Source organism: Streptomyces sp. 11-1-2 (assembly GCF_003595545.1).
Lineage (GTDB): Bacteria > Actinomycetota > Actinomycetes > Streptomycetales > Streptomycetaceae > Streptomyces > Streptomyces hygroscopicus_B.
In genome coordinates this window covers 9,387,196-9,400,581 of sequence record NZ_CP022545.1, presented here as the reverse complement: position 1 = coordinate 9,400,581, position 13,386 = coordinate 9,387,196, and the positions used below count along the sequence as shown (strand labels likewise).

Annotated in this window: 11 protein-coding genes; 2 read left to right on the top strand and 9 right to left on the bottom strand. The window is 71.5% G+C overall.

Translation table 11 applies throughout. From position 1 onward, the window contains the following. Positions 1-46: 46 nt before the first annotated feature. From CGL27_RS40450 to CGL27_RS40415, 8 genes are all read right to left on the bottom strand, one after another. The gene (locus CGL27_RS40450) at positions 47-661 is read right to left on the bottom strand and encodes a class F sortase (protein ID WP_119992495.1); all 615 of its coding nucleotides are present in this window, start codon (positions 659-661) and stop codon (positions 47-49) included. Further along, positions 658-1,068 (bottom strand): Tat pathway signal sequence domain protein, encoded by a 411-nt coding sequence (locus tag CGL27_RS40445; protein ID WP_078639628.1) that lies wholly within the window; start codon positions 1,066-1,068, stop codon positions 658-660. The genes CGL27_RS40450 and CGL27_RS40445 overlap by 4 nt, the downstream gene beginning before the upstream one ends. Positions 1,069-1,299: 231 nt before the next feature. Then, positions 1,300-3,528, bottom strand: coding sequence for a catalase/peroxidase HPI (gene katG / locus CGL27_RS40440; protein ID WP_119992494.1), 2,229 nt, complete (start codon positions 3,526-3,528; stop codon positions 1,300-1,302). A gap of 33 nt (positions 3,529-3,561) precedes the next feature. Then, positions 3,562-3,999 carry a Fur family transcriptional regulator gene (locus CGL27_RS40435; RefSeq protein WP_078639630.1) on the bottom strand — a complete coding sequence of 146 codons (438 nt, stop codon included), beginning with the start codon at positions 3,997-3,999 and terminating at the stop codon, positions 3,562-3,564. A gap of 114 nt (positions 4,000-4,113) precedes the next feature. Beyond that, positions 4,114-5,175, bottom strand: coding sequence for an NlpC/P60 family protein (locus CGL27_RS40430; RefSeq protein WP_119992493.1), 1,062 nt, complete (start codon positions 5,173-5,175; stop codon positions 4,114-4,116). Positions 5,176-5,196: 21 nt separating this feature from the next. Continuing rightward, positions 5,197-5,679: a poly-gamma-glutamate biosynthesis protein PgsC/CapC gene (locus tag CGL27_RS40425; RefSeq protein WP_014056460.1), complete on the bottom strand. Its 483-nt coding sequence runs from the start codon at positions 5,677-5,679 to the stop codon at positions 5,197-5,199. After that, positions 5,676-7,211 carry a poly-gamma-glutamate synthase PgsB gene (gene pgsB / locus CGL27_RS40420; protein WP_119992492.1) on the bottom strand — a complete coding sequence of 512 codons (1,536 nt, stop codon included), beginning with the start codon at positions 7,209-7,211 and terminating at the stop codon, positions 5,676-5,678. Before pgsB ends, CGL27_RS40425 begins: the two co-directional genes overlap by 4 nt. Before the next feature lie 10 nt (positions 7,212-7,221). Continuing rightward, positions 7,222-9,393 carry a HAMP domain-containing protein gene (locus CGL27_RS40415; RefSeq protein ID WP_162953180.1) on the bottom strand — a complete coding sequence of 724 codons (2,172 nt, stop codon included), beginning with the start codon at positions 9,391-9,393 and terminating at the stop codon, positions 7,222-7,224. A gap of 298 nt (positions 9,394-9,691) precedes the next feature. Between CGL27_RS40415 and CGL27_RS40410 the strand changes: the two genes are divergently transcribed. Then, positions 9,692-10,648 (top strand): hypothetical protein, encoded by a 957-nt coding sequence (locus tag CGL27_RS40410; protein ID WP_119992490.1) that lies wholly within the window; start codon positions 9,692-9,694, stop codon positions 10,646-10,648. A gap of 81 nt (positions 10,649-10,729) precedes the next feature. Here CGL27_RS40410 and CGL27_RS40405 read toward each other — a convergent pair whose 3' ends face one another. Next, complete coding sequence (locus CGL27_RS40405; RefSeq protein WP_119992489.1) at positions 10,730-12,958, bottom strand: hypothetical protein; 2,229 nt, start codon at positions 12,956-12,958, stop codon at positions 10,730-10,732. A 220-nt stretch (positions 12,959-13,178) separates the two neighbouring features. Here CGL27_RS40405 and CGL27_RS40400 point away from each other — a divergent pair, with 220 nt between their 5' ends. Beyond that, on the top strand, positions 13,179-13,370 hold the full coding sequence (locus tag CGL27_RS40400; protein WP_119992488.1) for a hypothetical protein: 192 nt from the start codon (positions 13,179-13,181) through the stop codon (positions 13,368-13,370). The last annotated feature ends 16 nt before the right edge of the window (positions 13,371-13,386 follow it).

Here is a 13,386-nt window from a genome sequence, read left to right as displayed (position 1 = left end):
GGCCGCCGGCGGAGGTTCCGTCGGCGGCCCGGGATCCAGGGGTGGGTCAGGAGCCGGCGGAGGTCAGGGCGGCGAAGACGATCACGTTGTCGAGGTAGCCGTCGCCGGAGCGCGGGCCACCACAGGTGATCAGCCGCAACTCCGGACGGGCCACGTCCCCGTAGACGTCGTCCGCCGGAAAGTCCGCCTTGGCCACCGTCCGTACGGCGGTGATGGCGAACACCGCCGCCGTGCCGTTCTCCAGGCGCGCCACGACCCGGTCGCCCCGGCGCAGCCGCGCGAGGTGACGGAAGACCCCGTCACCGTAGTCGCCGACCGTCACATGGCCGAGGATGACCGACGGGCCGACCTGTCCCGGTGTCGGTGAGTGCCGGTACCAGCCCGCCTGGTCGTGCGCCGTGACCGGCGGCACCCGCATACTTCCGTCCGGCGCCAGCCCCAGCCGCATGACCGGGGTGTCGACGTCGATGGCCGGGATGAGCAGCCGGACCGGGACCGAACGCCCCAGGGGACGCGCCGCCTTCACGGGGGTCGGGGAAGGCGGTGAGGTCCGCCCGGAACCTGGTGCGGCCGTGGTCTGCCGGGCCGGGTGGCCGCCGCAGCCCACGAGCAGCGAGGCCATCGCCGCCGTGGTGAACGCGCGCCTGGAGAACGGGGTCATGCCCCGGTCGCCCGCCGGCGACGGACGACGAAGACCGCCGCGCCGCCCGCGACGAGCGCCGCGGCGGCGCCCCCGCCGATCAGTTGGCCCTCTGCGTCGGAGCCGGCGGACTTGGCCGTCACGCCGGTGTTCGGCGCGCCCCTCGGGATGACGCCGACCTGGCCGCGGTCCCGCGTCTTGGTGGGCTCCTCCTTCGGGGCCGGGGTGGCGGCGCCCGGCCGGGTCCGCTGCTGGCTCGGGACCGGGCTGGCGGCCGGGCCGCGGGTGGGTTCCGCGCTCTGGGCCGGGGCCGCGGCGGCCGAGGGGTCGCGGGGGGCCGGAGTCTTCTCGTCGGCGAACGCGGGCGCGGTGCTCACCAGGACGGCGGTACACGCGAGTGTCATCGCGCTGAGGACAGTGCGGCGCATGGAATCGCTCTCTTTCGTCGGTCCGCCCGCTCTGCGGCGGGCGGGTTACGGATCGAGCGGAGAGACGAGGCAGCGGCGCGGCGGGTTGTAAAGAGCTGGCAAAGTGTGTCGGTCGGCCCTGTTCGGGCCGGAGTCCGGGCCGGAGTCCGGGCTGACCGCCGGAGTGCACGCCGGACGAAAAACGTCCAGGCCGGCCCGTGCGGGCCGGCCTGGACGTCGTGCTCAGGTGCGTCAGACGAGGTCGAACCGGTCGAGGTTGGAGACCTTGACCCAGGCGGCGACGAAGTCCTTCACGAACTTCTCCTTCGCGTCATCGCTCGCGTAGACCTCGGCGAGCGCCCGCAGCTCGGAGTTGGAGCCGAAGACCAGGTCGGCCCGGGTGCCGGTCCACTTGACCGCACCGGTGGCGCCGTCACGGCCCTCGAAGGTGCTCTGGTCCTCCGAGGTCGCCTTCCACGTCGTGCCCATGTCGAGCAGGTTGACGAAGAAGTCGTTGGTCAGCACGCCGGGCGTCTCGGTGAGGACACCGGCCGCCGACTGCTGGTAGTTGGCGCCCAGCACCCGCAGGCCACCGACGAGGGCCGTCATCTCCGGACCGCTCAGGGTCAGCAGGTTGGCCCGGTCGAGCAGCAGGTACTCGGCCGGCAGCCGGTTGCCCTTGCCGACGTAGTTGCGGAACCCGTCGGAGGTCGGCTCCAGCGCGACGAAGGACTCCGCGTCGGTCTGCTCCTCGGTCGCGTCGACACGGCCCGGGGTGAAGGGCACCTCGATGTCGTATCCGGCGTCCTTGGCGGCCTTCTCCACGGCGGCCGCGCCGCCGAGCACGATCAGGTCGGCCAGCGACACCTTCTTCGCACCGGCACCGGCGTTGAACTCCTGCTGAACGCCCTCGAGGGCGCGCAGCACGGTGGCGAGCTCACCGGGCTCGTTGACCTCCCAGTCGCGCTGCGGCTCGAGGCGGATGCGCGCGCCGTTGGCGCCGCCGCGCTTGTCGCTGCCGCGGTAGGTCGAGGCCGACGCCCACGCCGTGGAGACAAGCTGGGCGACGCTCAGGCCCGCGTCGAGGAGCTTGGCCTTGAGGGCCGTGATGTCCGCGGCGTCGATGGCCTCGCCCTCGGCCTCCGGCAGCGGGTCCTGCCACAGCAGGGTCTCCGCCGGGACCTCCGGGCCCAGGTACAGCGACTTGGGGCCCATGTCGCGGTGGGTCAGCTTGAACCAGGCGCGGGCGAAGGCGTCCGCGAACTGGTCGGGGTGCTCGTAGAACCGGCGGGAGATCGGCTCGTAGACCGGGTCGAAGCGCAGCGCCAGGTCGGTGGTGAGCATGTTCGGGGCGATCTTCTTCGCGGAGTCGTGGGCGTGCGGCACCGTGCCCTCGCCCGCGCCCTCCTTCGGCCGCCACTGGTGGGCGCCGGCCGGGCTCTTGGTCAGCTCCCACTCGTAGCCGAAGAGGTTCTCGAAGAAGTTGTTGCTCCACTGGGTGGGCGTGGTGGTCCAGGTGACCTCCAGGCCGGAGGTGATGGCGTCCGCGCCCTTGCCGGTGCCGTAGCTGTTCCGCCAGCCCAGGCCCTGCTCCTCGATGGAGGCGGCCTCGGGGTCCGCGCCGACGTGGTCGGCGGGGCCCGCGCCGTGGGTCTTGCCGAAGGTGTGGCCGCCCGCGATCAGCGCGACCGTCTCCTCGTCGTTCATCGCCATCCGGCGGAAGGTCTCACGGATGTCGCGGGCCGCCGCGATCGGGTCCGGGTTTCCGTTCGGGCCCTCCGGGTTGACGTAGATCAGACCCATCTGCACGGCGCCGAGCGGGTTCTCCAGCTCCCGGTCACCGGTGTAGCGCTCGTCCCCGAGCCAGGTGTTCTCCGGGCCCCAGTACACATCCTCCTCGGACTCCCAGACGTCCTCGCGCCCGCCGCCGAAGCCGAAGGTGGTGAAGCCCATCGACTCCAGGGCGACATTGCCGGTGAGGATCATCAGGTCGGCCCAGGACAGGGCCTGCCCGTACTTCTTCTTCACCGGCCACAGCAGACGGCGCGCCTTGTCCAGGTTGCCGTTGTCCGGCCAGCTGTTGAGCGGGGCGAAGCGCTGCTGACCGGCGCCCGCGCCACCACGGCCGTCACTGATCCGGTAGGTGCCCGCGCTGTGCCACGCCATACGGATCATGAACGGGCCGTAGTGGCCGAAGTCGGCCGGCCACCAGTCCTGCGAGGTCGTCAGCACCTCGGCGATGTCCTGCTTCACCGCCGCGAGGTCGAGCCCCTGGAACGCCTCCGCGTAGTCGAACCCCTCGTCCAGGGGGTTCGCCACGGCGGGGTTCTTGGCCAGGATCTTAAGATTGAGCCGCTCCGGCCACCACTGACGGTTGCCGCCCCCCTGAGTCGGATGCGGAGCGCGCTCGTGCGCGACCGGGCAGCCCCCCGCCTCCTCCGTCTTCGCGTCTGTGACGATTGCCTCATGGTTCTCGGACATGGGAATCCTTCCAAGCTGGGCGGATCATGGTGCTCAGGAACTCGTGGCGGTGGAACAGTCGGAGCACAGGCCCCAGTAGATGACCTCGGCCTCGTCGATCGAGAAGCCGTGGTCGTCGGACGCGGTCAGGCAGGGCGCCTCACCGGCGGCACAGTCGACATCGGCGACGGCACCACACGACCGGCACACGACGTGGTGGTGGTTGTCGCCGACGCGTCCTTCGAACCGGACGGGGTTGCCGGCCGGTTCGATGCGGCGTACGAGGCCCGCCGCGGTCATCGCGTGGAGGGCCTCGTACACGGCCTGAAGGGAGATGTGGCCGACGCGATCGCGTACCCCGGAGGCGATCGCCTCGACACCGAGGTGGTCACCGTCCCGGATGGTTTCGAGCAGCGCGACACGGGCCGCCGTCACCCGCAGGCCGGCACCGCGCAGCTCCTCGGCAGGGGTCGGAGTCTGGGATGCGGTCATGCCGCTAGAACCTACCCGCATAAACGCGAACGCTACAAGGAAACGAGGCGTTAAAGTCTGCCGCAACGCGGAAAAGCTTTGCCCGATTTTCGGGTGTTTTCCCCTCGCGAGCCCTCAGAGGCGCTTGGCGCTGCGGAAGAGCCCGGCGTAGAAGCCGTTGCCGTCGATGCGGGAGACACCGCCGTTGTCGCCGATGGTGGGGCCGTTCTGCTCCTTGCGGCTGGAGACGAAGACCCGGTGGCCGTCGGTGTCCAGCCCCAGGTAGAGCGCGACATGGTCCATATGGTTGCCGGTGCGGTGATCCATCTTGAAGAACAGCAGGTCACCGGGTTGCAGAACGTCGATGTTGGTGGGCCGGGTGTACCAGGGGGCGGGGCCCTGCATCTTGATGATGTCGACGCCGGTCTTGGAGCGGGCCATGCCGTCGGCGGTGCGCGGCAGGCCGTCGCCGAGGGCGTTGGTCGCCATCAGGGGGTAGCGGGCACGGTAGCCCATCACCATGCGGATGAAGCCGGAGCAGTCCAGCGCCCGGTAGCGGTCCTGGCGCGGGGCCAGCGTGGTGCCGCTGCGGAAGGTGTAGGAGATGCCGAGGTAGTCGTAGAAGTCGTTCTGCTCCAGACGGTCCACGCCGTCCGGCTTGAACGGTCCGAAGACCGCGTCGCCCGCGTACGGGATGCCCTGGGCATCCTTCTTGACCGGCGCGCCCTGCACATACTGGAAGGCGATCGCGAAGAGGTCCTCCTTCTCGCTGCCGTAGTTCTCCTTGAACCAGCTCTTGAACCACTGCTCCTTCTCGGCGCCCGCGGTCCATGCCTCCGGCATCAGCCGCACCCAGTCCTCGGTGATCACCTTGGATTTGGTGTTCGCGGGCTCGCTGAAGGTGCGGGAGGGGCCACGCAGGGTGGCGGTGCGGGCGCGGTCGGTGAAGGTGGCGAGTATCTGGCCGTTCTCGCCGCGCAGGATGGTGCGCTCGGGGTTCTTCAGCCGCTCCCAGGTCTGCTTGCCGCCCGGCCGGCCGGTGCCGCCTTCCAGGTTCGGCTCGTCGATGACCGCCTGGGTGGCGGGCGTCTTGGCCTGCTCGTCCTTTCTGAGCTCCACGGTCAGATAGCCGCTGGCGCCGAGCAGCGCGAGCACGGTGGCGGCGTGCAGGACGTGGCGTTTCTTCTTGGGTGGCATGGGATCGGCTCCGGTCGTGGGTCAGGCGGACGGCATGACGCCGAGGAGGATGCCGGCGGTGAGGACGACATAGGCCATCAGCGTCACCGACCCGGTGGACAGCAGGGTGGCCCCCCGGGGCTGGCGGACCAACTGGTAGGCGATCAGTCCGGGGACGATGAAGCCGAGGGTCTGGTTCGCGTACATCAGCGGGAACTCCAGCGACAGGATGATCATCACGGTCGCCTGGAGCGTCACGCCGAGCAGCACGACCGCGGCGAACAGCCGCTTGCCGTAGAGGATCACGAACTTCTGCATCAGCAGCGTGCCCACGTAGGTGAGCACGGTCACGCCGACCACCATCGCGGCCCGCTGCAGATCCTCGACGAGGGTCAGCGCCAGCCAGCCCGGGGTGATCATGCCGCCGGGCGAGAGGTTGGTGGTCAGATAGCAGACCAGCGAGAAGAGCAGCCCGATCGCGATGCCGATGGCGGCGATCTCAGGGGTGAGGACGGCGGGGATCAACGGTGCTGCTCTCCTGGGTTCTGCCCCTGCTGGGAGTCGTCGGCGGGCGGGGCGGGCGGGACGCGCGGCTCGAACAGGCCGCGGGGCTGCGGGGACTCGGGGGTGGATACCACCGCGGGCCAGGGCTCCCGGGAGTCCTGGCCGTCGGACTGCCGCGGGGACGGCTGCTCGGAGGTGCGCTGATGCGGTACGTGCGCCTGGGGCGCGTACCGGCTCTCGTACGCCTCCGGGTACCGCTGGTAGGGGTCCAGGCGGGGCGCGTAGAGCTGGATCGTGTCCACGTGCTCGACATGGCGCTCGTCGGCCGCCGGGGCCGGGGCCGCCGGGGCTGCCGGTACCTCGTCGGCGCTGTCGTCGGCCGGCAGCTCGGCGAGGTGTTCCAGGAGGAGCTCGCCCTGGCCGTGGATGTTGCCGATGGCGACCAGGGAGCAGTCGGGGCCGAGATGTCCGAGCAGCTCGGCCATGAACTCCTCGGGGTCCCGGCGGTCGCCGCCGAGGTCCACCGCGCGGCCCCGGTACTCGGCCGGGATGGCGTCGATGGCGGACTTGGCCGGATGCCCGATGACGAAGACCTGCTCGGGGTCGAGGTCGGGGATGATCTCGCCCATCTGGCCATTGCGCTCGACGCGGTCGGGGCGGCAGTTGATGACGACGTTGAGCGGGCGGTGGATGGCGCCGAGGTCGAGGAGCTGGTTGATGTTCATCAGCGTCGACTCGGGGTCGTTGGCCGCGAAGACGTTGGCGAACCGCAGCTTCTTGCCGTCCTCGGTGGCGTACCGCTCGACGGACAGGACACCGGGGTCCGGCGGGGCGTCGTACATGCCCTTGAGGGCGGTTTCGCGGTCGACGCCCACCAGCTCGGCGACGGTGAGCGCGATGGCCACGTTCTCCTTGAAGGTGAACCAGCTGAAGCCGCGCAGCTCCTCGTCGCTGACCGTCTTGGGGTCGGCGTAGATCAACTGGCAGTTCCGGGCGTCCGCCTCCTCCTGGAGGATGTCGAAACGGTCCTGCTCGGCGGTGACGCAGATGCCGTTCTCGGGCATGGACCGGCACAGGGAGCGCGCCACGTCATCCAGCGTCGGGCCCATTTCGGCCAGGTGGTCCTCGCGGACGTTGCACAGCACGCCGATCGTGGAGCGGATCAGCTTGGACTGGTTGATCTCCTGGAGCGCCGGCATGACCGCCATGCACTCGATGACGAGCGCCTCCGGGTTGTAGGCGGCTGCGCGGCGCACGATGCCGATCTGCTCGACGACGTTGGCGATGCCGAACTTCCGGTAGACGGGTTCCTCGGTGGCGTCCGGGTGGATGAAGCGGGCCGCCGTACCGGTGGTCTTGGCGACGGTGGTCAGCCCGCCGCCGCGCAGGGCGCCCGCGCACAGCCGGGTGATGGAGGACTTGCCGCGGATGCCGTTGACCAGGACCCGGGTGGGGATCATGTCGAGGTTGGTCTGGTGCCGCCGCTGTTCGACGATGCCGGCGATCAGCAGGACGGCCTCGCACACCACGAGCACGGTGTAGAGGAAGAGCACGGTGAGAGCCTCAGTTCCTTCCGACTCCGGCGGGGGTCCGGCTGCCGCCGTCCCGTTTGCGGGGCTGCTCCTGGAGCTGCTGCCGGATCAGCTCCAGGCTGCGGACGACGGCGCCGACCTCGTCGTGGTGGCGCGGGAACAGCACGGTCTTGCGGTCGCCGGCGGCGAGCGCCTCGGCCAGCCCGGCCAGGGCGCGCAGCGGCCGTACGACGACGATGTGCAGCCAGCCCAGGCAGGCGGCCGCGGCGGTCAGCCCCAGCAGTCCGGCCAGTACGGTCCGGTTCTGCAGGCTGTACTCCGGGATCGCCAGGCTGGCGGCGGGCTGCCAGCTCGCCAGGGACCACTGGAGCGACTTGGCCGCGCCGCCGCCGCTGAACGGCGCGACGGCCGCGACCCGCACCGTGCCGCCGCGCTGGACGGTGGCGTGGGCCCGCTTGGTGGCGAGCAGCGAGGTCAGATACGAGGGCGCCTTCTCGAAGGCGATGTAACCGGAGTCGCCGCCGATGACCCGGCCCTTGGTGTCCACGACGCGGACCTCGCCCATGCCCTGGCGGCCCAGCAACGCGTTGACGAACTCGATGCGGAACTCGCCGACGACGGCGGCGCCGCCCCGGCCGGGTGCCTGGGCGGTGGCGGTGACGACGGGCTTCTTGCCGCCCTCGCCGGTCACCTCGAGGGCCTGCTTCGAGGGGCCCTTGCCGTCCGCCTGGTGCGGGGAGCGGCCGGCCCGCGCGAGGATCTCGCCGTCGGCGCCGAGGACGTACACCGACTCGTAGCGGTCGTGGTCCTGCATGGTGCGCTCCAGCACCTGCTTCATGTCCTCGGGCGTGGTGCGGTCCCCGATCAGGGCGGCGACCGCGGACAGATCCGCGTGGCCCTCGTTGAGCGCGCGGCGGACCCGGTCGCTGAGGGTGATGGTGCGGGAGTTCTGGTCGTGGACGATCTGGACCGGGACCTTGACGGCGGAGTCGGCGCGGTTGAGCAGCAGCATCAGCGGAACCGACCAGACGAGCAGCAGGACGGCGCAGACGGCGAGCAGGGCGCGGGCGCCCAGACCCTTGCGCACGGCCGGGCCCTCGACGTCCGCGGGCTCGCCCTGGAGTTGCCCGCGCAGCCGCTCCAGGGCGGCGCCCACCCGGGCGGCCTCCCCGGCCCTCGGCACGCTCACCGGGCGGGCCAGGTCACCGCGGGTGAGGCGGCGGCTCTCCAGGAACAGCCGGATCAGCGGGCGCTGCACGGTGCCCAGCAGCACGATCACCGCGAGCCCGCCGATGACCAGCAGGGCACCGGCGGCGGCCACACCGAAGGCGGGGCGGGTGATCTGGGAGACCTTGGCGGAGACGTCGACCTCGGTGACGACGGTCAGGCCGAGGCTGCTGGCGGTGGTGGCGCCACCGGCCTGGGGGGCTGCGAGCGTGGCGTAGCCGCCGACGGTGCGGACCTCCTTGGCGGCGCCCCCGGTGAGGTGGCCGCTGACGCCGGTGTAGCCGCCCGCGCCGGGCTCCTTGGCCTTGACGGGGTGCTGCCGGCCCTTGCGCGCGGCGGTCTTGGCGAACGAGGTGAGCTGCTTCCGCGCCCGCTCGCTGTCCAGGCCGCCGTGGCTGGAGAGCAGATGGCCGGTGGAGTCGACGACGCCGATGGCGCGGCCGGGGCCGAGGTCGACGCCGGGGAAGCTGAGGGTGCTGGAGGCGACGAGCAGTTGCTGCGGCTGGCCCTTCCAGGACAGCAGGGCGACGATGATCAGCCGGGTCTGGCCGTTCTCCAGCCGCACCATGCGCGGGTCCAGGCCGTCGCTGCGGGAGAGCTTGGTGAGATCGATAGCGGTCAGCGGGACGTTCTCGCCGCGGGCGGCGAGCATCTTGCCCGATTTGATCTCGATGACGGCGGTCCCGCGCCACTTCTGGTAGACGTTGCCGACCTTGTCCAGGACGGTGTCGGCGGAGACCGGCCGGCCCTCGTTGAAGAGGGTCGCGGTGCTGGTGAGATCGGTGACCGACTCGTCCAGTGACGCCCGCAGCGCGATGGCGCCGTCTTCGGCGACGTACTGCTGTGAGGTCAGGACCGCCTTGGGGACCAGGGCGTTGTCCGGTTTGCCCAGAGTGAGGGCGGTGATTCCCGCGAGGGAGAGGAGCAGAACCGACAGCACCGCTATGGGGGGCCGGATACCTCCCAGAAGCGACATGTCGGCCCTTCGGCGGACCTTGTGCCGCCGCTTCGAACGCGAAGCGGCCACGGATGGGCTCCTCTCATGCAACTCACACCACACAGAGCGCACTCGAGTGCGATCCGGACCGTCAGACAGTCAGACGGATCAAAGGGTTGCACATCGTAAAGAAAAAACGAGAAAACGCGTTTGTCATTGACCAAGGCCGGGCAAACGGCGGTCTTCCATCCTTTGCCGGTCGTTCATCTGGACGTCATTCTTCGCCAGCATCCTCCCGATATGCCCCCGTAAAAGGGGTCGTTACGATGAGAGGGTCATGGCGGAGATACGAGCGAAGTCGATCACCATGGCGGCTGTCACGGTCGCGTTCGGTCTGCTCCTGGCGGGACTGAGCGCGTATACGATCGGCCGGTCGGGCGGGGGCACCGCCTCGGACGGTGCGGATGCCCCCGAGGTCGCGCTGGAGCGCAGGATCACCGACTTCACGGCCGGGCTCGGCCCCGACTCCGGCTACCGGGAGCCACGCCGCGCCGAACGCCGGGCCGTCGCCGACGCGGTGGGCCTGGTCCTCGACGGACACCCGGACCGCGCCCGCCCACCGCTCGCCGACGCCGGCTTCCGGCTCCGTACCCTCACCGACACCGGCACCGGCCGCCGCTACGCCGAACTGTCCGACCGCACCGAGGACGGACCCGCCCCGCGCGGCTGGGGCCGGGTCTACGTGGACCTGTCCGCACCCGCCCGCTGGTCGGTCCAGGTGCCGCACCCGGTCTCCGACGCGGACACCGAACGGCTCGGCGCGCGCGTACTCCTGGACTCCCCCGGCGGCGTCCTGGTGCTCGCGGGCGCCCACCGCAGAGCCGGGGACGGCGACGCGGCCGACGCCGCCCACCGTACGGACTCCGTCTTCGACGCGGTCTGCGACGAGCTCGCCCGGCGCGGTCTGCCCGGCGTCCAGGTACACGGTTTCGCCGACGACTCGGCGCCGGGCCGGGACGCCGTCGCCTCCACCGGCAAGGGCTCGGCGGGCCGCGCGGACGCCCGCCGCCTCGCGGACGCGCTCACCGCACGGCACTTCACCGTCTGCCGCGCCTGGGTCCGTAGCTGCCCCCTGGAGGGCCGCGACAACGTCCAGGGCCGCAGGGCCGCCGCCGACCATGTGCCGTTCCTGCATGTCGAGTTCGCGCGGTCGGTGCGCGCGAGCGACACGGGGATCCGGCATGCGGCGGCGGCCATCGGCACGGTGACCGCGCGGTGGGCGAAGGACGGCTGAGCGCGGCCTGGTTCTCGCTCGCGGCCACGGCTCCGGCTCGCGGCCCAGCTCTGGCCCGCGGCCACGGCTCCGGCCCGCGGCCTAGTTCTGGCCCGCGGCCACGGTGAACGCGCTCTTCACCGTCTGCGTCACTGTGTTGCCGTCCGCGTCGGTCCCGGTGACGCGCAGGGACGCGTCCCGGCCCGCCGCCGAGTCCGGAGTGGTCCAGTCCGCGCGGAACCGGCCCTTGCCGAGCGGGGTGGTGGACGCCGCGGTCCATCGCGCACCGTCGTCGAAGGACACCTCGACCCTCGCCTTGGTGACCGCGGGCGGGGCCACCACGCCCGGCACATGTCCGAAGCCGACGACGAGATGGCCGTCACCGGCCGGGCTCGTGCCGTCCAGCCCGGTGTCGAGCCGGTAGTGCGGGACGACGACCGGCAGCGCCGAGCACTCACCGGGCCCGTCGTACTCGCCCGCCTCCGACACACACGTCCAGTTGTCCGGCACGGTCTGGCCGCCCGAGTGCCCCGAGGCGAAGGTCCACTCGGTGTGCGTGGTCAGCGACTGGCGGAAGTCGCCGTTCGTCCTGGTCTGGTCGTACACCACCGTGTACGGGGCCTTCCTGGGCGGCACGGTCAGGACGCCGCCGGGGACGCCGTCCCCCTCGTACAGGGTCGTGTCACCGGAGACCACCGCGAAGTGCGAGGAGGTGATGTCGGACGGGACCGCGAGGACGTGGTGTCCGGCGGAGTCCACGACCGTGGCCGTGGCCAGGGAGAAGGTGAGGGCGTCGCCCTTGCGGCAGGCCGCGCAGTACCACGTCTCGTCCGCGGCGGCGCCCGGCGCGGGCTCGGTGAAGCCCGGGACCAGCGGGCCGCGCAGCCAGTCGACGGTGGTGGTCCGGCCGGGCACGAGGGGCTGCTCCTGGGACACGAAGCGCCGCTCCCCGGCCTTGAGCCAGTCCGCGTAGGAGGTACCGGCGGAGCCGCCGACGTACTCGGTCCGCCGCGCCGGTGTCTTGAACGGCTCGGACAGCGCCTCGCCGCTCGTCTCGTACGGCAGGTACATCAGGCGCGCGACCTCTTCGGCGCGGCCCGGTGTATCGCTGTGGTAGTTGGTGCGCACCGTGGCCAGTTGGCGTCCGGTGACCTTGTAGTGCTGGTTCTTCGCGATCGTTCCGGCGGGGTTGGCCAGCTTGAGGTCGTAGGAGTAGGGCGTGGCCGCGTCCGCGGGCGCCTTGCGGTGGGTGTACACGTTGAAGCGCAGGTCGCCGGTGGTGACGGGACGGCTGGAGGGCTGCACCTGGACGGGCGGGCCGCCGGAGACGCCGACGCCGCCGTTGACCGCCACCGCGCCCTTCGTGTCCTGGCGCAGGTAGTGGAGGATGAGCTGGTGTTCCTCCGCGGGCCTCGGGGTCGAGAAGGTGACCCGCTCGGTCGCCTTGCGCAGGTCGAGTACGGCCTCGGTGCCGGTGCCGCCGTCGGGGACGGTGAACTCGGCGGTGGCCATGCGCACACCGGCCGGCTCACCGGCGCTGTCGAAGGCCGGGGCGGAGACCATGGCGGTGTAGTGGCCCGCCGGGACCTCGACCCGCGTTTCGCCGTCTACGGCATCGAGGAACGGCTCCTGGTAGAGGGCGGCGTCGTCGGCGTTGGCCAGGGCGAATGACGTGGTGCCCGGGAGGGGCTTGCCGTCCGTACCGAGCACGGTGATCTTCACCGGGTGGTCCGCCCGCGCCGACGGGCGCGGGGCGGCCCGCACACCGTCCGTGGCGACCGCCGGTGCGACGGAGGTGACGCCGCCGAACAGCGGGCCCTCGCCCACGGATCCCTTCGCCGCCTCGGCGCCGATCTGCCGCGCCAGCGCCGCGCCGAAGGCGGGGCCCGAGGGCGGGGCCGTGGCGCCCGCGGTGGCCTCGACCCGCACCGGGGTGGTGGTGACACCGGCCTCGGCGAGGGCGGAGACGTTGAACAGCGCGAGGTCCAGGGTGCGGCCGAGGTACGGCAGCGCGGTCAGCGGAATGACGAAGACATCGTTGTCCAACCGCCGGGTGACATAGTCCGCTTCGGCACCCGGCCGCGGCGCCACCACGACACTCCCATCCGCGCGGAGCGTGACCCGCTCGCCGGTGACCAGGGTGACGGTGTGGGCCGTCGTCTCGGATGCGACCGGCACGGCGGACGCGGCCGTGGCGGCGCCTGGCATCGGGGCGGGGGCGGCCAGGGCGCCGGGCGCGGGGCCCGCCGCCAGCCCGAGGGCGGCCAGGACACAGCCGGACGCGAGGGCGCGGGCGCCGCGCGCTCCGGCTCTGATCCGTCGGTACCACATGAGGCGGATCCTTCCTTGACGGTGGATCAACGTGACGCGGGCAATATGAAGGGGACGACGGGGCCAACGTGACGGGGGATCAGTGGGCACTTTTACGCCCCACAGGTTCGCCACCGAAAGAGATCACTGCCAGGCACGGACCAAAGGTGGCTGAAAAGCGCCGCTTTGAGGCGTTAACCGAGCATGCGGCCACCCCGGACAGCCCATTTCCATCGTCCTCATGACCGATGGCGAGAACACCTCCGGCATCGGTCTCAAGGAGTTCCAGCGCCGGTACGCGGCACAGCCGGAGGCGGTCCGCGACGTCCCCACCTTCCCGCTCCGGTTCGGCGAGGCGGACACCGCGGAGCTGACCCGGGCGGCGCGTACGACCGGCGGGCGCATGGTGGACGCCATCGCGATCTTCAGCTGAAGTGCCCCGCGCCAGG

Coding starts and splice junctions, on each gene's coding strand:
- CGL27_RS40415 (WP_162953180.1), bottom strand. CDS start 9,393: ATGTCGCTTCTGGGAGGTATCCGGCCCCCCATAGCGGTGCTGTCGGTT.
- CGL27_RS40400 (WP_119992488.1), top strand. CDS start 13,179: ATGACCGATGGCGAGAACACCTCCGGCATCGGTCTCAAGGAGTTCCAG.
- CGL27_RS40430 (WP_119992493.1), bottom strand. CDS start 5,175: ATGCCACCCAAGAAGAAACGCCACGTCCTGCACGCCGCCACCGTGCTC.
- CGL27_RS40445 (WP_078639628.1), bottom strand. CDS start 1,068: ATGCGCCGCACTGTCCTCAGCGCGATGACACTCGCGTGTACCGCCGTC.
- CGL27_RS40435 (WP_078639630.1), bottom strand. CDS start 3,999: ATGACCGCATCCCAGACTCCGACCCCTGCCGAGGAGCTGCGCGGTGCC.
- CGL27_RS40405 (WP_119992489.1), bottom strand. CDS start 12,958: ATGTGGTACCGACGGATCAGAGCCGGAGCGCGCGGCGCCCGCGCCCTC.
- CGL27_RS40410 (WP_119992490.1), top strand. CDS start 9,692: ATGGCGGAGATACGAGCGAAGTCGATCACCATGGCGGCTGTCACGGTC.
- katG (WP_119992494.1), bottom strand. CDS start 3,528: ATGTCCGAGAACCATGAGGCAATCGTCACAGACGCGAAGACGGAGGAG.
- CGL27_RS40450 (WP_119992495.1), bottom strand. CDS start 661: ATGACCCCGTTCTCCAGGCGCGCGTTCACCACGGCGGCGATGGCCTCG.